Origin of the sequence: Kitasatospora sp. NPDC088861 (assembly GCF_044750105.1) — a bacterium.
In the GTDB taxonomy this organism is placed as follows: Bacteria; Actinomycetota; Actinomycetes; order Streptomycetales; family Streptomycetaceae; genus Kitasatospora.
Genome location: NZ_JBIVJF010000028.1, coordinates 24,820 through 45,711, shown reverse-complemented (window position 1 = coordinate 45,711; position 20,892 = coordinate 24,820). Strand labels below are relative to the sequence as shown.

Annotated in this window: 20 protein-coding genes; 9 read left to right on the top strand and 11 right to left on the bottom strand. The window is 74.6% G+C overall.

The genetic code is table 11. The annotated features are described in order from the left end of the window. Positions 1-11: 11 nt before the first annotated feature. Complete coding sequence (locus tag ACIP37_RS31350) at positions 12-500, top strand: NUDIX domain-containing protein (protein ID WP_363586869.1); 489 nt, start codon at positions 12-14, stop codon at positions 498-500. Positions 501-619: 119 nt separating this feature from the next. On the opposite strand, the gene ACIP37_RS31345 is transcribed toward ACIP37_RS31350, so the two are convergent. Then, a complete protein-coding gene (locus tag ACIP37_RS31345; RefSeq protein WP_363586889.1) occupies positions 620-1,027 on the bottom strand; it encodes a PTS fructose transporter subunit IIA in 408 nt (135 codons plus the stop codon). A gap of 443 nt (positions 1,028-1,470) precedes the next feature. On the opposite strand from ACIP37_RS31345, the gene ACIP37_RS31340 reads away from it, so the two are divergent. The 3 genes from ACIP37_RS31340 to ACIP37_RS31330 all read left to right on the top strand — a co-directional run bounded on the left by ACIP37_RS31340 (position 1,471) and on the right by ACIP37_RS31330 (position 4,550). After that, positions 1,471-1,734: a DUF397 domain-containing protein gene (locus ACIP37_RS31340; RefSeq protein WP_400811641.1), complete on the top strand. Its 264-nt coding sequence runs from the start codon at positions 1,471-1,473 to the stop codon at positions 1,732-1,734. 718 nt (positions 1,735-2,452) lie between these two features. Then, complete coding sequence (locus ACIP37_RS31335; protein ID WP_063350170.1) at positions 2,453-2,947, top strand: hypothetical protein; 495 nt, start codon at positions 2,453-2,455, stop codon at positions 2,945-2,947. Positions 2,948-3,266: 319 nt separating this feature from the next. After that, positions 3,267-4,550, top strand: a complete 1,284-nt coding sequence (locus tag ACIP37_RS31330) for an acyl-CoA dehydrogenase family protein (protein ID WP_363631544.1) — start codon at positions 3,267-3,269, stop codon at positions 4,548-4,550. Positions 4,551-4,590: 40 nt separating this feature from the next. On the opposite strand, the gene ACIP37_RS31325 is transcribed toward ACIP37_RS31330, so the two are convergent. Beyond that, on the bottom strand, positions 4,591-5,808 hold the full coding sequence (locus tag ACIP37_RS31325) for a phosphotransferase (RefSeq protein WP_363586867.1): 1,218 nt from the start codon (positions 5,806-5,808) through the stop codon (positions 4,591-4,593). A gap of 474 nt (positions 5,809-6,282) precedes the next feature. On the opposite strand from ACIP37_RS31325, the gene ACIP37_RS31320 reads away from it, so the two are divergent. Next, the gene (locus ACIP37_RS31320) at positions 6,283-7,764 is read left to right on the top strand and encodes a hypothetical protein (protein WP_363586866.1); all 1,482 of its coding nucleotides are present in this window, start codon (positions 6,283-6,285) and stop codon (positions 7,762-7,764) included. Between the two features lie 89 nt (positions 7,765-7,853). Here ACIP37_RS31320 and ACIP37_RS31315 read toward each other — a convergent pair whose 3' ends face one another. Beyond that, positions 7,854-8,384, bottom strand: a complete 531-nt coding sequence (locus tag ACIP37_RS31315; RefSeq protein ID WP_363586865.1) for a hypothetical protein — start codon at positions 8,382-8,384, stop codon at positions 7,854-7,856. Positions 8,385-8,670: 286 nt separating this feature from the next. Between ACIP37_RS31315 and ACIP37_RS31310 the strand changes: the two genes are divergently transcribed. Continuing rightward, entirely contained in the window at positions 8,671-10,182 is a 1,512-nt protein-coding gene (locus ACIP37_RS31310; RefSeq protein ID WP_363631543.1) for a HEAT repeat domain-containing protein, read from the top strand. A 125-nt stretch (positions 10,183-10,307) separates the two neighbouring features. Here the strand turns inward: ACIP37_RS31310 and ACIP37_RS31305 are convergent, their stop codons facing one another. The 3 genes from ACIP37_RS31305 to ACIP37_RS31295 form a co-directional block, all read right to left on the bottom strand. Further along, positions 10,308-11,150 carry an undecaprenyl-diphosphate phosphatase gene (locus ACIP37_RS31305; protein WP_400811720.1) on the bottom strand — a complete coding sequence of 281 codons (843 nt, stop codon included), beginning with the start codon at positions 11,148-11,150 and terminating at the stop codon, positions 10,308-10,310. A gap of 262 nt (positions 11,151-11,412) precedes the next feature. After that, on the bottom strand, positions 11,413-12,126 hold the full coding sequence (locus ACIP37_RS31300; protein ID WP_363631541.1) for a class I SAM-dependent methyltransferase: 714 nt from the start codon (positions 12,124-12,126) through the stop codon (positions 11,413-11,415). A 138-nt stretch (positions 12,127-12,264) separates the two neighbouring features. Continuing rightward, positions 12,265-12,801, bottom strand: coding sequence for a PadR family transcriptional regulator (locus ACIP37_RS31295; RefSeq protein ID WP_363586861.1), 537 nt, complete (start codon positions 12,799-12,801; stop codon positions 12,265-12,267). Positions 12,802-12,946: 145 nt separating this feature from the next. Between ACIP37_RS31295 and ACIP37_RS31290 the strand changes: the two genes are divergently transcribed. The 3 genes from ACIP37_RS31290 (at position 12,947) to rox (ending at position 16,315) form a co-directional block, all read left to right on the top strand. After that, complete coding sequence (locus ACIP37_RS31290) at positions 12,947-13,711, top strand: alpha/beta fold hydrolase (protein WP_400811717.1); 765 nt, start codon at positions 12,947-12,949, stop codon at positions 13,709-13,711. A 29-nt stretch (positions 13,712-13,740) separates the two neighbouring features. Then, complete coding sequence (locus tag ACIP37_RS31285; RefSeq protein ID WP_363631540.1) at positions 13,741-14,682, top strand: aminoglycoside phosphotransferase family protein; 942 nt, start codon at positions 13,741-13,743, stop codon at positions 14,680-14,682. Between the two features lie 205 nt (positions 14,683-14,887). Further along, positions 14,888-16,315 (top strand): rifampin monooxygenase, encoded by a 1,428-nt coding sequence (gene rox, locus ACIP37_RS31280; protein ID WP_400811633.1) that lies wholly within the window; start codon positions 14,888-14,890, stop codon positions 16,313-16,315. Positions 16,316-16,461: 146 nt separating this feature from the next. Here rox and ACIP37_RS31275 read toward each other — a convergent pair whose 3' ends face one another. The 5 genes from ACIP37_RS31275 to ACIP37_RS31255 form a co-directional block, all read right to left on the bottom strand. Next, the gene (locus tag ACIP37_RS31275) at positions 16,462-17,325 is read right to left on the bottom strand and encodes a biotin-dependent carboxyltransferase family protein (RefSeq protein WP_400811630.1); all 864 of its coding nucleotides are present in this window, start codon (positions 17,323-17,325) and stop codon (positions 16,462-16,464) included. Positions 17,326-17,398: 73 nt separating this feature from the next. Then, positions 17,399-18,025: a 5-oxoprolinase subunit PxpB gene (gene pxpB / locus ACIP37_RS31270; protein WP_363586857.1), complete on the bottom strand. Its 627-nt coding sequence runs from the start codon at positions 18,023-18,025 to the stop codon at positions 17,399-17,401. Next, positions 18,022-18,798 carry a 5-oxoprolinase subunit PxpA gene (locus tag ACIP37_RS31265; RefSeq protein ID WP_363586856.1) on the bottom strand — a complete coding sequence of 259 codons (777 nt, stop codon included), beginning with the start codon at positions 18,796-18,798 and terminating at the stop codon, positions 18,022-18,024. The genes pxpB and ACIP37_RS31265 overlap by 4 nt, the downstream gene beginning before the upstream one ends. A 140-nt stretch (positions 18,799-18,938) precedes the next feature. Further along, positions 18,939-19,475, bottom strand: a complete 537-nt coding sequence (locus tag ACIP37_RS31260; protein ID WP_400811626.1) for a hypothetical protein — start codon at positions 19,473-19,475, stop codon at positions 18,939-18,941. 238 nt (positions 19,476-19,713) lie between these two features. After that, positions 19,714-20,754, bottom strand: coding sequence for an IPT/TIG domain-containing protein (locus ACIP37_RS31255; RefSeq protein ID WP_400811623.1), 1,041 nt, complete (start codon positions 20,752-20,754; stop codon positions 19,714-19,716). Between the last annotated feature and the right edge of the window lie 138 nt (positions 20,755-20,892).

The window sequence follows — 20,892 nt, the reverse complement described above, 5'->3', positions numbered from 1 at the left end:
GGCTGCGGCGCATGGCCATTCCCCCGTTCCTCGCCGATCTCCGAGCCCTGGTGGGCACCCGTCCGCTCTGGCTGACCGCCGTCGTCGCCGTCGTCCTGGACGACCGCGGCCGGGTGCTGCTGGCCCGACGGGCCGACGACGGGAGGTGGGCGCCGGTCGGAGGCATCCTCGACCCCGGTGAGCAGCCCGCCGACGGCGTGGTGCGCGAGTGCCTGGAGGAGAGCGGGGTGGTGGCGGTGCCCGAACTGCTCGCCTCGGTCACCGTCTCGCCGCAGGTCACCTACCCGAACGGCGACGTGACGCAGTACCTGGTGCTGACCTTCCGGTGCCGGGCGGTCGGCGGCGAGGCGAGGGTGAACGACGACGAGTCGCTGGAGGTCGGCTGGTACCCGCTGGACGGGCTGCCGCCGATGATCGAGGTCGAGCACGAGCGGCTGCGCCACGCGCTGGAGTGCGAGGGGTCGACGGTCTTCGTGTGGGAGGGCAAGGAGCGCCCCTGACCGGCGCACGGCGGACGGCCCGCATCCCCGCCTCCCCACCCCGGGTGGGCCGGGAGCCCGGACCCTTCGCCGATGGTGGCGGCCCGGTCACCCCAGGCGGCGGGAGTTCGCGAGGTCGCTCAGCCCTTGCGCTGCCGGTAGGCCTCCTCCGCGGCGTCCAGGACGGCGGCGAGGTCGCCGCCCGCGGTGGCGGTGGCGGTGGCCGCCACCGCGCCCTCGACGAACGGCGCGTTCGCGAAGCGGACCGGGAACGGGAGGCCGTGCTCGTCGGCGTCGGACAGCAGGGCGCGCACGGTGGTGACGGCGCTGCCCAGGTCGGCGAGCACCACGACCCCGTGGCCCTGGTCGACCCGGCGGGTGGCGGCGGCCACCAGGACCGCGCTGATGCCGGGACCGCCCTGGTCCCCGCCGGTCGCGGCGATCGGGGCGGGGGAGTCGGATCCGGTCAGTGAGAGCGCGAGGGTGCGCACCGCGATGGCCAGTTCCTGGCTGTGCGACACCAGGACGATCCCGACCCGGCCGTGCACGGGGGGCCGGCCGGAGGCGGGCCGGGGCAGCGTGGCGGGCGCGGGTGGCGTGCGGGGCGCAGGGGGGTGGGCCGAGGGGGCGTCGGAGATGGGGATGACATCGGCGCGGGTGCCGTCCCGGCGGCTCATCGGCTGCTCCCTCTGGGCGGTGGTGGGCGGTGCTGGGCGAGGTGGTGCGGGCCGCATCCGGTGCGCATCGGGTTCCGCGGGGCCGGGGCGGGGCCGGGACGGGCCGTCGAGGGCCCGCGTACGGCCGGCGGGGGGTGGTCCCCCGCGTTGCCAAGCACTCTGGCAGCTCCGGTGGCCCCCGTCGGGCGGGACACGCGTTGAGCGGGCCTCCGGCGGCGTCCGGGCCCGGCTGGTGGAGTCCTCGTCAACCCGCTGACCGGGGCGGGCGGGTGTGGTTAGGCTGGCCCGGAAAGCCGTCGGGAGGAGACCGGGTAGTGGCAGTCAACAGCGGGATCGACGTGGAGACGGGCGGCGCGGAGCCGCAGCTGGCGCCGAGCGGGAAGCCGAAGGTGGACTTCACCGGGGCGAAGTGGCTGTGCAGCAGCCAGGGCGTCGGGGATGTCCAGATCGCGTTCGTGGACGGGTACATCGGGATGCGGGACGGCCGTCAGGAGGACGGTCCGGTCCTGGTGTTCACGCCGGGGGAGTGGCGGGCCTTCGTGCTCGGTGCCCGGGACGGCGAGTTCGACCTCACCTGAGCCCGCGCGACCGTCGCACGACCGCGGAGCGGGCCCCGTCGGAACGGGGCCCGCTCCGCGGCCGATTTCGGCCCCGAACATCACAACTGATGATCTATTGAACGTGCCCCGTCAGAATTTCTGTTGACTGTTAGACAAACGCAGCTCAGAGTATGAGCACAGGCAGACGCCGTGCCCACCGCCCCCACGCGGCCAGACACGGCGCCTGCTGTGCGACCCGGCAGTGTTGCCAGGCCATCCTCCCAGTCATCCCCTGCGCACCGGGGTGCGCCGGCCGGTCCCGGCCCACGAGGGGCCGGCAGTCGCCGGGAGGCTGGCGTCGACGCCGAGAGCGACTCGGCGGCGACACCGTTTGCTCGGGACCCGCACGCCCCCACGCGGCGGCGTCCCGAGCAAGATCCGCGGGAGCGACGGGCCGGGGCCCCGCGGATCTGGCTTGTGGTGATGGAACTGTTGGCTTGTGTGCTGTGCTGTGTGCGACGACGAAGCTGGGTGCTCGGCAGTTCGGCACGACAATGTGCACAGTGAGGGAAACGCGTGTAGGGCCGCGTTGCGACATGCCGTCCCCCCGGAGGGTGAAACCCAGAACGGCTGTCGTGCTGAACCGAACGTAGCCCGGACGGTTGCTCAGAGTCAACATTGGTCTCTGAGCGTCGATCTCCCGACGGTGCCCCACCCACCTCGCGAGCGTGGTGTGCCGGGCACGTACGATGTTCCCATGTCTTTTCTCCGCCGTCGCTCCGGACAGCCCGCCGGCCCGGACTTCGACGTGCTCGCGATGGACCCGGGTGACTGGCCCGGCGACTTCGGTGCGGCCATGATGACCGGCCCGGACGGCTCCTGCCAGGGGATCTTCCTGCGCTACGACCTGTTCGGCGGCAGAGGCCCGGCGATGTTCATCGGCAACCTCCCCGAGGGCTCGCCCGCCCGGGAGACCGGCGACAGCGTGCCCTTCGAGGTGCGGCAGCTGCTCGCGGCGCTGGAGAACGACGAGCCGGTCGACTTCGTCTCGGCCGAGGACTTCCCGGTGATGCTCGGGGACGACCTGCTGATCGTGAAGAAGGTCAAGGTCAGCGAGGAGCGGGTGTTCTGCGCCCAGTTCGGGCGCAGCGACGGCGTCCAGGTCACCATCGCGTCCTGGGACCGACCGATTTCGGACGACCTGTATCAGCTGTTGAAGCCGCTCCCGGCCGACATGTTCCAGCAGGGCTGACCGGCCTCGACCAGGGCTCGGACGTAGCTTGACGGTTTCGATCACGGGTTCGTACAGTCGCGAACATGTCGTGCCGTCTCCCGCTGCTGACCCGTCGCAGCTATCTGGACCTGCGGCGCACCGCCAGCGCGGTGTGTCCGGGCCGCTGAGGGGGAATTCGTCCCCGAGGCGGCGGGCGGCCGGCCGTTCGTGGCCGGCGCCGAATCCGGGGGGCGGGCCGTGAACCGACCTCCGAGGCCGCCCGTCCGGTACCGCGCGCCCGTCCGGCGTGCCGCCCGCATCTGCCGCGCCCACGCTGCCGCCCGGAGGCCCCAGCACCATGACGACCACCGCCGCTGACCGCTCGCCTGCGGACCGCCCGTCCGACACCGCGGCCGCCGCCGTGCCCGGCGCCGCCGCGGGAGCGTCGGATTCCGGCCACCCCGCGCCCGATCCCGCGCCCGACCGCTCGGCCGTCGTCGCCGCCCTCGCCGGACTGCCCCGGGTGGTCGACCTGCTCTCCGCCCGCGCCGAGGAGCACGACCGCGACGCCACCTTCCCCTACCAGGGCATCGAGGCGGTGCACGAGGCCGGACTGCTCACCCTGACCGTCTCCCAGCGGTACGGCGGACCGGGCGGCACGCTCGCCGACACCGTCCGGGTGCTGGCCCAACTCGGGCGCGGGGACGCCTCGGTGGCCGTGGTCACCGCCTTCACGCTGCTCCAGCACGCCGAGCAGGCCCGCCGGGCGGCCTGGCCGACGGCGGGCTACCGGCGGCTGCTCACCGAGTCCCGGCGCGGGCCCGCCCTGGTCAACACGCTGCGCGCGGAGCCCGGCGGCCGGCCCGGAGCGCTGCCGGACACGGTGGCCCGGCGGGACGGCGAGGGCTGGTCGCTGACGGGCCGGAAGACGTACTGCACCGGCGCCGAGGCGCTGGCCTGGATGGCGGTGACCGCGCGGACCGACGAGGCGGAGCCGAGGGTCGGGACGTTCCTGGTCCGCGGCGAGAGCGAGGGCCTGGAGATCGACCCGACCTGGGACCAGGTCGGCCTGCGGGCCAGCGCCAGCCACGACGTGGTGCTGGAGCAGGTCCGGGTGCCGACCGAGCTCGCGCTCGGCCTCACCGCTCCCAAGGGCGGCGCGGCGGACGCGGCCGGGGCCGCCGAACTCTCCCTCGCCTGGCACGATCTGGCGCTCTCCGCGGTGGCGATCGGGGTGGCTCGCGCCGCCCAGTCCTGGCTGATCCGTTTCCTCAACCAGCGCACTCCGGCCAATCTGACCGAGCCGCTCGGCACCCTGCCCCGCTACCGCTGTGCCCTCGGCGAGATCGAGGCCCAGCTGATCGGCGCCGAGGAACTGGTCGAGGGGCTGGCCCCCCGGGTGGACCGGGGAGAGCCGGACGCGGTCGCGCGGACCGGCCCGGCCCACCTGCTGGCCACCCGGGCCGCGACGGCGGCGGTCCAGCAGGCGGTCTCGCTCACCGGCAACCCCGGCCTGAGCCGGCGTCACCCGCTGGAGCGCTACCTGCGGGACGTCCTGAGCAGCCGGGTGCACCTCGCCCCGGACGAGGCCGTCCTGGAGGCCGCCGGCCGGGCCGCCCTGGAGCGCGGCGGCCGGCCGTAGCGGATTCCGGGCCCCGGGGGGGGGCTCGGGGCCCGGAGCCTCAGCGGGTGCCGACCGCGGCCCGGACGGCCCGGCGGGCGAGCGCGGCGTCGTCGTAGAGCCGGCGGATCATGATCCGCTGCTCCTCGCCGGCGCCCGGCACGTCGTACAGCCGGATCTCCCGCATCAGCACCAGCACCAGGTTGACCAGGAACGCGTCCCGGGCCAGCGTGCCGCCGCTCTGGGCGAGTTGGCTGATCTGGCGGCGCGCCGCGGTGTCGCCGGACAGCACGCTCCACAGCACCGCCAGGTCGTAGCCGGGCAGGTACCAGCCGGCCTGCTCCCAGTCGACCAGCACCGGGCCGGACGGCGCCAGCAGCATGTTGCTGAGCAGGGCGTCGCCGTGGCAGAGCTGGAGCGGGGTGTGGCCGAGGCCGTGCAGCAGGCCGCGCAGGTCGCCGGCGTCCCGGTCGGTGAGCTGGCCCACCGAGTGGTAACGGGCGATCTCCATCGGGTAGTCCATGCGTGGCTGGAACACGTCGGTCGGCGGCCGCCACAGGTTGAGCGTCCGGACGGCGGTCAGCAGCGCCCGCACCTCGCCCGGGGTGGGCGCGTTGACCGGGTGGCGCTCCCGCGCCGCCGGGCGCCCGGGAACGCGCTCCATGACGAGCACGCAGCGGTCGTGGTCGGCGGCGACCAGCCGGGGCAGCCGCACCGGCGGGCGGTGCCGGACGAACGCCCGGTAGACCGCGACCTCGTGGTGGAAGTCGGCCACCAACTGCTCGAAGTACCCACTCCGCACCGCCTGCGGCGCCAGGCACTTGGCGACCACCGGGGCCCGCCCGATGGTGCCCGCCACCAGGATGTGGCGGCTGCCCTCGCGCAGCACCTGGCGCGGGGTGAACGCGGGACATATCCGCGCGACACTCGCCAGCGCGGCCCGCACCGCCGGGGTCTGCAGCGCCGACGGGTCGATCCGTTCGGGGCCGGCGCCGACCTGGCCGGGCCGGTGCGGCGGGCGCAGCACCCGGCCGTCGGCCTGGCGGGCGAGCGGGAGCCGGCCGCCGACGGGCGGGGCCGCTTCGGGGCCGCGGAGCCCCAGCGCCGTACGGCCGGACGGGACCCGGGCGTCCGTGGACCGGCCGTCGGTGCCGTGCGGAGCCACCGGGCGGCTCGACGGGGGCACCTGCTTCGGCCCGGGGCGCCCGGCGGCTGCGGTGGGGGGGCGCAGCGCGGTGCGGGTCGCGGTCGGCGAGGGGGTCGTCGCTGAGGAGTACATGGGGTGAGGGTGGTCCCTTTCTGTCCGTCGGCAGGTGCGCCCCGCGGTGCGGGGAGGGCCGGTGCCGCGTGCTTCCTGGCGTGACGGCGGCCCTGACTCGGTGCGGTGGGTGGTGCGCGGGCGCCGGGCACGGACGCGGGGTCGATGAGACCCGGACGACGGCGGTGCTCCGGCCGTCCGCACCCTGGGGAGTACGGTCGGCCGGACTGCCGTGGCCGTGCCCGGCGCCCCCGCGCCACCCGGCCGCGCCACCCCCTCGGGTGAGGACCGGGAGCGTCCCGTGCCACGGTCGGGGGACTGCCCCGACGCCGGTGGGACGCCGCCCGACCCGGGGGCGAGGTGGCGCACCCCTACAACACACCCGCGGCGCACTGGCTTAGTAGTCTGGCGGGCCCTGGCGAACGGTGGCGAATGCTCGCCTGGCACTTGCCGGAGCCTCTAGCCTCGAATCAGCCGAGGAACCTGGGGGCTTCGTTGAGCAGGGAACCCAACACCCGACTCGCTGACTTGTTCGTCCTGACCGGTTGGTCGAAGGGCGAACTCGCGCGGCTGGTCAACCGTCGGGGTGCCGCGATGGGACAGCAGCAGCTGTCCACCGACACGTCGAGGGTACGGCGCTGGATCGAGCAGGGGGAGATCCCCCGGGATCCGGTGCCGAGGGTGCTGGCGGCCGTGTTCACGGAGCGGCTCGGCCGTGTCGTCACCACTGAGGACCTCGGTCTGGAACGACACCGGCCCACCAGGTCCGGAGCGGCGCAGTCCGCAGCAGTGCCATGGTCGCCGGATCGAACGGCCGCGGTCCTCACCGAGTTCACGGGAATGGACCTCATGCTGAACCGACGTGGATTGGTGGGCGCGGGTGCCGCGCTCACGGCCGGAACGGTCATCGCCGATTCGTTGAAGGGCTGGCTCGGGGGGGACGCGGTCGCGTACGCGGCCTCGGTCCCCGGGCCGCGCCAGGTGATCACCCAGGGCGGGGTGCGCCCCGCGGTGGACGTGTACGACGCGGGCCCGGTCGGGCTCGACGAGGTGGAGTCGCTGGAGCGCTCGGTCCTGGTGTTCCGCGCCTGGGACGCGGCGCGCGGCGGCGGGCTCCAGCGCAAGGCGGTGGTCGGTCAACTGAACGAGGTGGGAGGTCTGCTGACGCACCGACATGCCCCGGCGGTGGAGCAGCGGCTGTGGCTGGTCGCGGCCAACCTGGCGGTGCTGGCGGGCTGGATGTCGCACGACGTGGGCCTGGAGCCCACCGCCCAGCGGTACTTCATGATCGCGGCGGAGTCGGCCAAGGAGGCCGGCGACCGGCCGCGGGCCGGCGAGGCGATCTCCCGGGCCGCACGGCAGATGGTCCACCTGGGCCGGGCCGACGACGCGATCGACCTGATGTCGGCGGCCAAGGCGGCCGGCGGCCGGGTGCTGCCGAGAACGCGCGCGATGCTGAACACCGTCGAGGCCTGGGCGCACGCCTCGATCGGGCACTCCCAGGACACCTGGCGGCTGCTCGGCGAGGCCGAGGACCTGTTCGCCGAGGGCGCGCCGGAGCCGCCGCCGTCCTGGATGCAGGTGTTCGACGAGGCCGAACTGCGCGGCATGCAGGCGCTGGTGCTGCGCACGCTGGCGGAGCACGACCCCTCGGCGGCGGCGCAGGCACAGCGGCACGCGGAGCGGGTGATCACCCTGAGGGAGGGCACCGGGCAGCTGCGCTCGGCGCTGTTCGACCGGATCACCCTGGCCTCGGTGCACTGGCTGAGCGGCGAGCCGGACGCGGCGGAGTTCCAGGCCAAGATGGTGATGAACCTGATCGGCCAGAACTCCTCGCACCGGACCTGGGACCGGTTGCGCGAGATGTACCGGCTGACCGCGCGCTACCGGGGCCTGCCGGTGGTGGACGAACTGCGGGCCGAGCTGGGGCGGGAGTTGCGGGCGGCGGACGCGAAGAAGCGGCCGAAGCGGTCCTGAGGCCCGGAGGCCCGGAGGCCTGAGCCTTGGGTGTCCTGAGCCTTGGGGGTCCCGAGGCCCGGAGGTTCTGAGGCCCCGGCGGGCCCCGGTCAGTTCGGGGGTGCCGGCCGCAGCAGCATGCGCAGGGCGGTGACGGTGCCGTCCGTGCCGAGGACGGGCTCGCCCGCGCACTCGACGCTGGCGTGCGGGGCGCCGTCGCGGCGGATCCGCAGGGTGCCGGCGGAGGTGCGGCCGTGGACCAGGGCGTCGGTCATCATCCGGCGCAGCACGGGCCGGTCGGCCTCGGGGAGGCGGTCGGGCAGCCGGTCGAGGCTGAGCGGGCCGTTGCCCGGGTCGCAGCCGAGGAGCTGGTAGGTGTCCGCGTTCCAGTGGACGCGGTCGGTGAGGAGGTCCCATTCGGCTGAGCCGATGAGGTGGTCGCGGACGCCGCCGGCGTCGGGTCCGTCGCCGAGGTCGGGGTTCTTGGACGGCTCCTGCGCCGTGCCGTCCACTCTGCCGTCCGTTCCGCTGTCGGCGTCGCCGCTCGGCTCGCCGCGCGCGCCGTCGTCCGTCGCGCTCGCCGGGGCGCCGTCCACCGTGGCGGTGTCCGGCGGGCGGGCGGCGCCTGTGGGCATCTTCATGGCGGGTCCATCGCTCGGGGGTGGCCCGCCGCGTGCGGGCCGTCGGTGGTGAGAAGACTGTGGCACAGCGCCCTCGCCCCTGCGGGCGATTTGGACATAACGCAGGCAAAATTCCCCTGGCATATGCCACTGTGGCAGCAGCCGTCGTCGCCCTGTGTGCGGAAGGTGGCGCGAGGCGGTAACCTTCGGTGATTCCGGCGCCCGGGCGCCCACCGCAGTACCGACCAGAGACCCCGGCGACGGAAATCCCGTTGCCACTACGACCGCCGCAACGGATGCTGACCTCATGTTCGAGCCAGTGATAGCACCCAGTGCCAGCCTCCTCGGCCTCCTGCAGCGAGGCCGCGGTGACGGGCAGCTCCACGCGCTGGCCGCCGACCGTACCGAGGCCATCGCCGCGCTGGAGGAGTGCGTCACCAGGGATCCGCGAGCCGACTGGCAGGTCGAGAGCCGCTCCCTCTACTACGCCCGTCTCTACATGGAGCTGGAAGCGCCCCTCGACGGCATCGAGGACCATCTCCACTCCGCCGAGGACCTCGTCAGCGACGACGAGAACCGCACCGGCCTCGCCCTCTCCGTCCTGGGCCACCTCGCCGCGTACGGCCGGCGCGACGCGCTGCTGATGCTGCGCGAGTACACCGCCACCGGTGCCAACTGGGCCTGGGCCCTCGACGAGCTCGCCCTGCGCGACGACGACCGCGGCCTGCTGCTGCTCGGCACCGCCGTCCTGGACCGCTTCGCCCCGGGCCCCGAGGGCGACGCCGAGCTGCGCGAGTTCATCCGCAACGCCTACGAGCCCCGGCCCTGGCGGCTGTGGGCGGCCTACCACCCGAGAGTGGCGGCGGCCAGCGAGCAGTCACCCTTCGACCTCTGGCAGCGCCAGCTCAACCGCGGCGGCGTCACCCCGGGCTGGTCCACCGCCGACGTCCTGGCCTGGGCCGACCAGGGGAGCCTGGGCGCCCTCGGGGCCGGCGCCTTCCTCGGCGGAGCCGACAGCCGGCCCGAGCCCGCGCCCGAACCCGCCGATCCGGCCGCGCCCGACGCCGTGGACCGCCGGGCCGCCGCCGCCGCCCGCTGCCTGACCGCCGTCGTCCGGCCCGAGGACCGCCCCGTTGTGCTGGAGGCCGCCCGCGGCGGCCTGCCCGGCGCCCGCCGGGCGGCACTGCGCTACCTGGTCGACCAGCGGGACCCGGCCGCCGTCGAGCTGATCGAGGCCGCCGCCGTCGACGTCGACGACCGGATCGTGCGCGCGGCCCTGGAACTGGTCGGCCGGATGCGCGGCCCCGAGGTCCTGGCGCAGGCCCGCCGCTGGGCCGACCCGGCCACCGGGGGCGCGGACAGCGCGCTCGGCGAGGCCGCCGTCAAACTGCTCGCCGACGCCGGGGAGCCGGCCGACGCGCCGTTCGTCGTCGACGGCCTGCGCCGCTGGGTGTCCGTCCGCGGGGTCAGCGGTACCGGGCTCGGTTCGCTGGTCGACGGTGCGGGGCGGCTGGTCGCCGCCGACGCCGTCCCCGTGCTGCGCCATATCTACGGGGAGGCCGCCTCCTCCGAACTGCGCGGCCGTGCCGCCCGGGCGCTCGCCGTGACCGATGTGCACTTCCCCGAGGGCCCCGCCGTCGAGTGCCTCTGGGACTGCGAGGAGGCCACGCGGGAGCTCGCCGCGCGCCATGTCGCCACCACGGGTGACGCGCGCGTGCTGGAGCGCCTGCGCCGGCTCGCCGCCGATCCGGCCGAGGAGGCCGAGGTCCACGCCGCCGTCCGCGGCCGGCTGACCGCCGCCCGGGAGTTCGGGCGGTAGGTCCCGGCAGTCCGGTGGCTGCCTCCCCGCTTCTGGCGAACGACGGGCCGGGACACCCCCTCGGGTGTCCCGGCCCACTGCTGTTCCGGGGGCGTGCTGGAACGCGGTCCTGGTGGAACGCGGTTCTACTTCACGACGCCCGCGTCCGGGGCCAGCACGCCGCCGGCCACCAGTCCGATGATCAGGACGCCGAGCAGCACCCGGTAGACCACGAACGGCAGAAAGCTGTGGTGCGAGATGTACTTGAGGAACCAGGCGATCGCCGCATAGCCGACCGCGAAGGCGATCGCGGTGGCCAGGATGGTCGGCCCCCAGGCCGGTGCCGGGCCCTCGCCGATCTTGAACAGCTCCAGCGCCCCCGAGGCGAGCACCGCCGGGATCGCCAGCAGGAAGGAGTAGCGGGCCGCAGCCTCCCGGCTGTAGCCGAGCAGCAGGCCCGCGCTGATCGTGCCGCCGGAGCGGGACACCCCCGGGATCAGTGCGAGCGCCTGGGCGAGGCCGTAGGCGCACGCGTGCGGCAGGGTGAGGTCGGTGATCGGCCGGGCGTGCCGGACCGCGCGGGTGCGGTCGGCGAAGGCCAGCAGCAGGCCGAAGACGATCAGCGTGGTGCCGATGATCCGCAGATCGCGCAGATGGGTCTCGATGGTGTCCTGGAACAGCTTGCCGAGGATGCCGATCGGCAGCGTGCCGATGATCACGAACCAGCCCATCCGGGCGTCCGGGTCCGAGCGCAGCGCCGGGCGGAACAGTGACAGCGTCCAGGTCCGCACGATCGAGACGATGTCCCGGCGGAAGTAGATCAGCACCGCGGTCTCGGTGCCGAGCTGGGTCACGGCGGTGAAGGCCGCGCCCGGGTCGTCCCAGCCCAGCAGGGCGGAGAAGACCCGCAGGTGGGCACTGGAGGAGACGGGCAGGAACTCGGTGAGTCCCTGGATCAGGCCGAGGACGGCCCCGTGGAACCAGTCGATCACCAGACACCCACCGGGGGTATCCGTGGGTCGTCGTACATGTGCGGTCCTCGCAGGTCGGAGCGGGCGTGCGGGCAGGCGGGCAGGCCGCGACCCGCACGGCCCTCGGGCCACGCACGGGCGGGCGCGCGGCCGATGGTACGGGGTGAAGATGACTATTCTTTGTTCACCTTTTGACCCGGCTTTGCCCGCCGGCGCTTCCGTGCCCCGCCGACTCGTCCGCCTGCCCGTCCGCCTGCCCTTCCGCCTGCCCTTTCGCCGCTCAGCCGGCGGGTCGGACGCGGACCCAGGTGCGGTCCTCCGTCAGGTAGCTCTCGACCGTCAGACCGGCGTCCGCCAGCGCCCGGTCGAACGCGGCGGTGGTGAGCGGCCGGGAGCGGAAGGTGTGCGTCCAGCGGCCGTCCGGGAACTCGTACTCGGCGTGGACGGAGTTCACGCCGTCCCCGACCGGCGTCGAGGAGACGATGCGCGACACGCCGTCGGTGCCGAGCCTGCCCTCGCGCGGCACGTTGAGGTGCCAGTCCTCGCCCTCCCGCTGCATCAGCACGCAGCCGTCCGCGGCGACGTGGCGGCGGCAGGTCTCCAGCAGGCCCTGGCGGACTGCCTCGTCGCCCGCGTGGATCAGGAAGGAGGCGAGCAGGACCACGTCGAAGCGCTCGCCGAGGTCCAGCCGCTCGATCGGGCTGCGCACGGTGCGGATGCCCGCGCGCACCCTGGCCAGCATCTCGGCGGACTCGTCCACCGCCGTCACGGTGAAGCCGCGGTCGGTCAGCGGGTGCGTCATCCGGCCGACGCCGCAGCCCAGTTCGAGGATGGTGGCGCCGGCCGGCACCGCGGCCTCGATCACGTCCGGGGCGTCGCCGACGGGGAGCCGGGCCCAGAGCTCGACGGCGCAGCCGTCCGGGGTGATCGCGCCCGGGCCCGTTCCGTCGTGTCCCTCGCGTCGTACGTTGCCGGTGTGCGTGTCGTTACCCATGGGCGTCATCGGAACACGGGCAGGGCGGGGAGGGAAGGCACCGCAGCGGGTTTTCGGTCAGTCCGTGAGTCCGTGAGTCCGTGAGTCCGTCAGCCCGTGAGTCCGTCAGCCCGTGGGTCTCGTTGGCCCGTGGGTCCGTCAGGCCGTCGGTACGTCCTCCAGTTCGGTCAGGGTCGAGTGCAGCCAGGCGAGTTCGGCCTCGCTGGTGGCGCGGGCGATCAGCAGCAGGCCGCGGCGGAACGGGTCGGCGAACTCCTCGGCGCCGACCGGGCGGTCGCCGTCGTAGAAGAAGCTCGCCGGCTCGGAGAGGAAGGCCAGTCGGCGGCGGAGCACGGCGGCCTGGGCGGCGGGGTCGGCGAGGTGGCGCAGGAAGGCGAGCAGGGTGAACCAGCGGTTCTCGTCGCTGATGTCCAGCGGCTCGGGCGCGCGCAGCTGGTCGAGCAGTGCGGCGCGGCCGGCCTCGGTGAGGTGGAGGGTGTGCCGGGGTGCGGCGGCGCTGCCGGGCTCGGTCTCGCGGACCAGCAGGCCGTCGGTCTCCAGGCGCTTGATCGCCGGGTAGAGCGTGCCGTCGCTGATCGGGCGGACGTGCCCGGTGAGTGCGGCGAGGTGGCGGCGCAGCTGGTAGCCGTGCAGCGGGCGGTCGTAGAGGAATCCGAGGATCGCGAGCTTCAGCATGGGGCCACTCTCGCAGATTCGTCCCTCGAAGCCTCGGTATATCGGTTCCGTGATACCTCGATGTCGAGGTATGGTCTGGGCGTTCCCAGCCCCTGATGTCTCAGCCCTTGATGTCCCAGCCCCCGCTGGAGGAGGAGTCCCCGTGCTGCGCCACGCCCCCGTCACCCCGAACGGCGACCGGATCCGATGGGTCGAGCTGCCCGGAGTCGAGCCCGCCCGGCTCTACCTGCACGGCCTCGGCGCCAGCTCGCCCGCCTACTTCGCGGCCGTTGCCGCCCACCCGGGGCTCGCCGGGCGCCGCTCGCTGCTGCTCGACCTGCTCGGCTTCGGCCTCAGCGACCGACCCGCCGACTTCGGATACACCCTGGAGGGGCACGCCGACGCCGTCGCCGCGGCCCTGGCGGAGGCCGGGCTCGCCGGAGTCGAGGTGATCGGCCACAGCATGGGCGGCGCGATCGCCGTCGTCCTCGCCCACCGGCATCCGGCGTTGGTCTCCCGGCTCGTCCTGGTCGACGCCAACCTGGACCCGGTCACCCCCGGCCGCGGCCCCGGCAGCAGCGGTATCGCGAGCTTCACCGAGGAGGAGTTCCTGGCCGGCGGCCGGGACGAGGTCGCCACGTGGGTCGGCCCGTCCTGGTGGTCCACGATGCGCCTCGCCGGGCCCGAGGCGCTGTACCGCAGCGCCGTGCACCTGGCCCGGGCGACGGTGCCGACGATGCGCGAACTGCTGCTCGGCCTCGACCTCCCGCGCACCTTCCTGTACCCGGAGGCGGGCGGCGAGCCGCGCGGCGCCGACCAACTCCGGGAGGCGGGCGTCCGGTTGGCGGCCGTCCCGGACTGCGGGCACAACATCATGCTCGACAACCTCGACGGCTTCGTTTCGGCGGCCGGCCTCGAACCTCGACCGTAGGCTGGGGGAGTCGGAGAGGAGCCCGCACAATGCCCTTTGAAGTCCCGCCTGTTGAGGTCCCGCCCGGGCTGGCCGCGTCGCTGGAGCAGTCCCTCGGCCCGGACGGTCGCGCCTGGGTGGCCCGACTCCCCGCTCTGGCAGACGAGTTGCTCGACCACTGGGAGCTGCGCCTGGACGGCCCGCCCGCGCACGGCATCCACGCGCTGGTGCTGCCCGTGCGGCGCGCCGACGGCACGCCCGCGGCGCTCAAACTCCAGCCGGTGGACGAGGAGACGGAGGGCGAGCCGGTCGCCCTCCGGGCCTGGGGTGGGCGAGGGGCCGTTCGACTCCTCGGCCACGAACCGGCCTCGGGCTCGATGCTGCTGGAGCGCCTCGACCCGGGGCGTTCACTGCTGGATGTCGCGGACGACCGGGAGGCGCTGCACGTCCTTGCAGGCCTGCTCGGGGAATTGACTGAACGTCAGGTCGAAGTCCCGGACCTGCGCCGGCTGGCGGACCTCGCCGACGATCTGCTCGCGCGGGCCCCGGCAGCGGCAGCGGCCCTCGCCGACCCGGCCGAGCGGCGCTTGCTCGCCGACTGCGCCGCGGCCCTGCGCGAGGCCCGCACCGAGCCCGGCGACCGGCTGCTGCACTGGGACCTGCACTACGGCAACGTCCTCGCCCCGCCCGAAAGCGGCGGCCGCGCCCCCTGGCTCGCCATCGACCCCAAACCGCTCGTCGGGCACCCCGGCTTCGAACTCCTCCCGGCGCTGCGCAACCGCTGGGCCGACGTCCTGGCCACCGGCGACGTCGCCCGGGCGCTGCGGTGGCGGTTCGACGTCCTGGTGGAGGCACTGGAACTGGACCGCGAGGCGGCGCTCGCCTGGACGCTCGCCCGGGTGCTGCAGAACGCCGTATGGGCGGCGGAGGACGGGGAGTCGGCGCTCGACCCGGGGCAGCGGGCGGTGGCGGAACTGCTGTCGGGGCGTTGAGCGGAGCGCACGCAGCGAGCGGAAAACAGCGAGCGGAAAACAGCGACCGGCAAACAATGACCGGAAACAACGAAGGCAAGGAGGTCGTCGACTCTCCTTGCCACTCTCAAGGTATAGCGCGCCGGGGGGCTTGCCGCAAGGCCCCGGTCGTGCCGCAGAATGACCGGCCGAAGCCGGGATCTGCGGGCATACCTGGGGGTTTGTGATGATTGACGTGATCGTGGTCGGTGCCGGGCCGACCGGGTTGATGCTGGCCGGCGAGTTGCGGTTGCACGGCGTGCAGGTGCTCGTGCTGGAGAAGGAGACGGTGCCGCCCCTGCCGGCCCGGGCGCGCGGACTGCACGCGCGCAGTCTTGAGGTGATGGACCAGCGCGGCCTGCTGGAGCGGTTCCTCCCGCTCGGCCGGAAGTTCGCGGTCGGCGGCTTCTTCGCCGGCATCGGCAAGGAGTGGCCGGAGCGGCTGGACACCACCCAGGCGTACGTACTGGCCATCCCGCAGGCGGTCACCGAGAGGCTGCTGACCGAGCACGCCACCGAACTCGGCGCCGAGCTCCGGCGCGGCTGCGAACTGGTCGGGCTGAGCCAGGACGAGGACGGGGTGAGCGCCGAACTGGCCGACGGCACACGGCTGCGCTCGCGCTACCTCGTCGGCTGCGACGGAGGCCGCAGTGCGGTGCGCAAGCTGCTCGGCGTCGGCTTCCCCGGCGAGCCCTCCAGGGTGGAGACGCTGCTGGGCGACATGCAGCTGGCTGAGGAGCCGGAGACGATCGCCGCCGTCATCGCGGAGGTCCGCAAGACCCAGCTGCGGTTCGGCGCCGTTCGCGAGGGGGATGGGGGGTACCGCGTCATCGTGCCCGCAGAGGGGGTGGCCGAGGACCGTACGGCCGCTCCGACCTTCGAGGAGTTCAAGCAGCAGCTGCGGGCCGTCGCGGGCACCGACTTCGGGGCGCACTCACCGCGCTGGCTGTCGCGCTTCGGCGACGCCACCCGGCTGGCCGAGCGCTACCGGGTCGGCCGGGTGCTGCTGGCCGGCGACGCGGCGCACATCCACCCGCCGACCGGCGGGCAGGGGCTCAACCTTGGTGTCCAGGACGCGTTCAACCTCGGCTGGAAGCTGGCCGCCGAGGTCGATGGCTGGGCGCCGGAGGGGCTGCTGGACAGTTATCACGCGGAACGGCACCCGGTGGCCGCCGACGTGCTGGACAACACCCGCGCGCAGATCCACCTGATGTCCCTGGAGCCCGGCGCCCGGGCGGTGCGCCGACTGCTGGCGGAACTGGCGGAATTCGAGGAGGTGAACCGGTACCTGATCGAGAAGATCATCGCGATCGGGGTCCGCTACGACCTCGGCGAAGGGCATGAACTGCTCGGCCGCCGGCTGCGCGACGTGGAGCTGAAGCGCGGCCGGCTCTACGGGCTGATGCACGGCGGCCGCGGGCTGCTGCTCGACCAGACCGGCGGGCTCTCGGTGGCGGGCTGGGCGGACCGGGTCGAGCATGTCGTCGACGTCAGCGACGAGTTGGACGTGCCCGCGGTGCTGCTGCGCCCGGACGGCCACGTGGCGTGGGTCGGCGAGGACCAGCAGGGCCTGCGCGGCCACCTGTCCAGGTGGTTCGGCGCCCCCGCCGCCTGAGTGCACCGCCGCGGCCTCGGCGGCGTGCGAACAGCCGTCGCGCCGGGAGCACCGGGCGGCGTGCGAACAGCCGTCGCGCCGGGAGCACCGGGCGGCGTGCGAACAGCCGTCGCGCCGGGAGCGCCGGAAGGCGTGCGGGCGGGCGCTCAGCGCTCCCGCAGCGGTACGAAGCGCACCGGCGTGCCCGGGCGTGCCTGGGCGGCCGCCGCGAGGTCGGCGGCGGGGACGACGCCGATCACCGGGTAGCCGCCGGTGGTCGGGTGGTCGGCCAGGAAGACCACCGGCCGCCCGTCCGGCGGGATCTGCACCGCGCCCAACACCATGCCCTCACTGGGTAGTTCACCCGCCCGGGCGCGGGTGACCGGCGGGCCCTCGGTGCGCAGCCCGATCCGGTTGCCGGCCGGGGAGACCAGGTACCCGTCGCGGGCCAGCCGGGTCAGCGCCGAAGGCTTGAACCAGTCCGCGTGCGGGCCCAGCCGCAGCCGCAGCACCAGTTCGGCCGGGGGAGCGGGCAGCGGCACCAGGTCGGGCCGGGGGCGGTCGGGCGGAGGCGGGCCGATCGGCAGCCGGTCGCCGGCGGCGAGCGGGGCCGGTCCGAGGCCGGAGAGCAGGTCCGTCGAGCGGCTGCCCAGGACCGGCGGGACGGCGATCGCACCCGCGACCGACAGGTAGCCGCGCACCCCGGCGGTCGCCGCCCCCACCTCCAGCACCGCCCCGGCCGGCACCGCGACCGGCGCACCCCACGCGGCCGCCCGTCCGTCCACCCGGACGGGCGAGGGTGCTCCGGTGACGGCCACGACCACCGGCCCGAGGGCGCGCAGGGCGACCCCGCCGAGCGTGGTCTCCAGCCCGGCGGCGCCCGGCTCGTTGCCGACGAGCCGGTTCGCGGCCCGCAGCGCGGGCTCGTCCAGCGCTCCGGCCCTGGGCACTCCGAGGTGGGCGACGCCGTGCCGTCCGAGGTCCTGGACGGTGGTCAACGGTCCGGGCCGCACCACCAGCAAACCGCTCAACGCCCCCATCCCGTCCGCCTCGTCCCCCGCCGTCCGGGGCCCGCGCGCCGCCCGTCGTGGGCCCGCACCCCCGCTACGCCCGTTCCGCCGTGAACCGCACCCGCACCCCGGGCGCCAGCAGCGCCGCCGGCTCGCGCCCGGTGTCCCAGAGCGCGAGCCCGGTGCGCCCGATCAGCTGCCAGCCGCCGGGGGAGGAGCCCGGGTAGACGCCGGTGTACGGGCCGGCCAGGGCGACCGAGCCGACCGGGACGCTGCTGCGCGGGGTGGCCCGGCGCGGGACCTCGTAGCGGGGCGGCAGCCCGGTCAGGTAACCGAAGCCGGGCGCGAACCCGCAGAAGGCGACCACGTACTCGGGCCCGGTGTGGATCCGTACGGCGGCCTCCTCGGACACCCCCCACAGCGCGGCGACCTCGGCGAGGTCGGCGCCGTCGTACACCGTCGGCACCTCCACCAGCGGCCCGGTCGCCGCCGCGGCCGCCGACGGACGGGCCGTGCGCAGCAGGGCCGCCAGCGCGTCGACGTCCGCGACGCCGTCCAGCAGCACCGTGCGCGCGGCCGGCACGATCTCCTCGACCGCGCCGAGCGCCCCGCTCTCCTGCCGCTCGCGCAGCCATCCGTACAGCGCGGCGACCTGCGCCGTGTCGTCGAGTTCGACCAGCAGTGCCCGCTCGCCGACCCGCCGGACGGCGGCGGGCGTCACGTGAACGCCTCCACCCGGACCCCGGCGGAGGCGAGGGCGCCGCGGATCCGCCAGGCGAGCTGGGCGGCGCCGGGGGTGTCGCCGTGGACGCACAGGGAGCGGGCCTCGACGGCGATCTGTTCGCCGCCGACGGCCTCCACCGAGGCGTCCCGGGCGATGCCGACGGCGCGGGTGATCACCGATTCGGGGTCGTGCACCACGGCGTCCGGGTCGCGGCGCGGGACGAGGGTGCCGGCCCAGGTGTACGCGCGGTCGGCGAAGGCCTCGGCGACGACCGCGAGGCCGACGCCCTCGGCGACGGCGAGCAGCCGGGAGCCGGGCAGTCCGAGCACCGGCAGCGGTCCGTCGCAGACCGCCCCGGCCCGCAGCACGCCGGCCACCACGGCCTCGGCCTGTTCGGAGTCGGTGACCACCCGGTTGTAGAGGGCGCCGTGCGGTTTGACGTAGGAGACCCGGGAGCCGGCCGCGCGGGCGAAGACCTGGAGGGCGCCGATCTGGTACGCGATCTCGTCGGCGAGCTCCTCCGGGGGGACGTCCATGGCCCGGCGGCCGAAGCCGGCCAGGTCGCGGTAGGAGACCTGGGCGCCGATCCGGACGCCGCGTTCGGCGGCCAGCGCGCAGACCCGGCGCATCGTCGACGGATCTCCCGCGTGGAAGCCGCAGGCGACGTTGGCACTGGTCACCACGGACAGCAGGGCCTCGTCGTCGGTCAGCGTCCAGCGTCCGAACCCCTCACCGAGGTCCGCATTGAGATCGATCACCGCATCGGCCACGCCCGTCCGCCTTCCAGCAGCTGTTGAGCCAGATGGTAGGGCCTGCGGATGAAGGCCGTTGCCCGTGACCCGGGCCCGGGGGGCCCACCGGCGTGCGACCCCTGGTCACACGCCCTGGGGCGGCGCCGGGCGGCTCCGGCTCAGGGCGCGGCCACCGGCCCCTGGAAGGAACGTTCCAGCGGGCGCAGCGCCCGCAGCACGATCAGCAGCGGGACGACACCGACGATTCCGAACGACATGTCGATGAATCGCCAGCTCAGGGGAATCCCCCGCAGCGGTCCGCAGACCAGGGCCAGGGGGATGACGGCGCCGCAGGCGAGCACCGCCCAGCGGATCACCCAGATGTTGCGGACCGGGTCCTTGATCGGGCCCCAGAAGGCGGCGGCGATCACCAGGTGGGCGAAGGCGAGCCAGTCGGTGCCGTAGGCCAGGAAGGGGTAGTGGTCATTGGTCTCCGCGACGCCGGTGCGGACGCGTTCGATCCAGTCCAGTGCGGCCGGGAAGCGGTCGGCCAGCGGCGCGGTCGGCCCGGTCGCGAGGTCGGCGAGCCAGCGGGTCTCGGTCTCCAGCGGGAAGGCCGTCAGGCCGCTCAGGACCAGGCAGACCACGAAGATCCAGAGCCAGCGCCGGACTCTGCGCAGTACCGCCGCGGGACCGGTGCCCGGATTGGTGTCCATGGTGCGAACCTCCATGCCGAAGAGCAGGCGGGGCCTTGTCCCGTCTGTACGGAACCGACTCTAGACCCTGCTTTTGAACGCGTTCAACTAGCCCCTGACGTGCGGGCACGCCCCCGGACGCCGGGCGGGCGCGCACCCCCGGACGCCGGGCCGGCACGCGCCCCCCGGACACGCCGATGCCCGGGTGCCGGAGCACCCGGGCATCGGAACCGCCGGGACCGCGCGGTGTACGTCGGGACTACGCGGTGTACGTGAAGGTCACCGGGGCACTGGTGCCGCCCGCCGTGGTCACCGTGACGTCCACCGGGCCGGGGCCCGCCGCCGCCGGGGAGGTGGCCGAGCAGAAGGACGGGCCGCAGGAGACGTGCGCGGCCGGCACCCCGCCGAACGCGACCGTCCCGTACGTCAGGTTGGTGCCCTGGAGGTACACCTGGGTGCCGCCGGCGGCCGGGCCGCCGGCGTTGGTCAGATTGCCGACCGTCGGCGCGGGCGGCGGCGGGGGCGGGGCGCCCGTGTAGTCGAAGGCGGCCGGCGCCGCGACCGTGCCGCCGGGGGTCACCACGGAGACGGGTGCGCTGCCCGAGCCGCCGGGCGTGGTCACCGTGCAGGCGGTGTCGGTGCAGGTGCCGGCCGCCGGGACGCCGCCGACCAGCACCATGCCGTGCGCCAGGTTGCCACCGCTGACGGTCACCGCAGTGCCGCCCGCGCCCGGGCCGGTGGTGGTGTCGAGGCCGTCGACCGTGGGCGGCGCCTGGACGACCGGCGCCGGGGTGGTCCCGTCGACCGACAGGGCCGTCACGTGGCCGGTCGGGTCGGTGTCGTTCGGATTGGACACGGTCACGACGATCTGGCCGGTCAGCTGCTGGGTGTAGTCGCGGCTCACGTTCAGCTTCATGAACTCGTAGCGCCCGGGCCTGCGGGTGCCGATGAGGACGGCGTCCAGGTGGCGCCCGTCGGGCGAGACGGACTCGGTGAAGGTGTAGTCGTACGGGGTGGAGAAGAACATGCCGAGCTCGGTGGTGAGCCCGGGCGGCAGGTCGACGGTGATGTGGGTCGGCCCGGTGAGGTCCTGGGTGCCGGCGGAGGTCCAGCCGACCGAGAGCTTGCCCGGTCCGGGAGGGGTGGTGCCCGGCAGGAAGCCGTTCAGGGCCGCGGTCACGTGCTGCCCCTGAACGGCGGGGGCGTCGGCGGGGGCGGCCGACGAGGCGGCGGCACCGGTGGCGAGGGTGGTCACGGACAGCGCGGCGGCGAAGCCTGCTTTGACCAGTCGAGTGATCATAGGCCGATCATCACGGTGGCGACGCGCCACCTTCACGGGTTTCCCGAATATCGGTTCGGGAATGGCGGAATCCCGTCGAAACCCCGTTCTGAATTCACCCCCGACACGCCCTCCGGCCTGCCGCGCAGCCCGCCCACA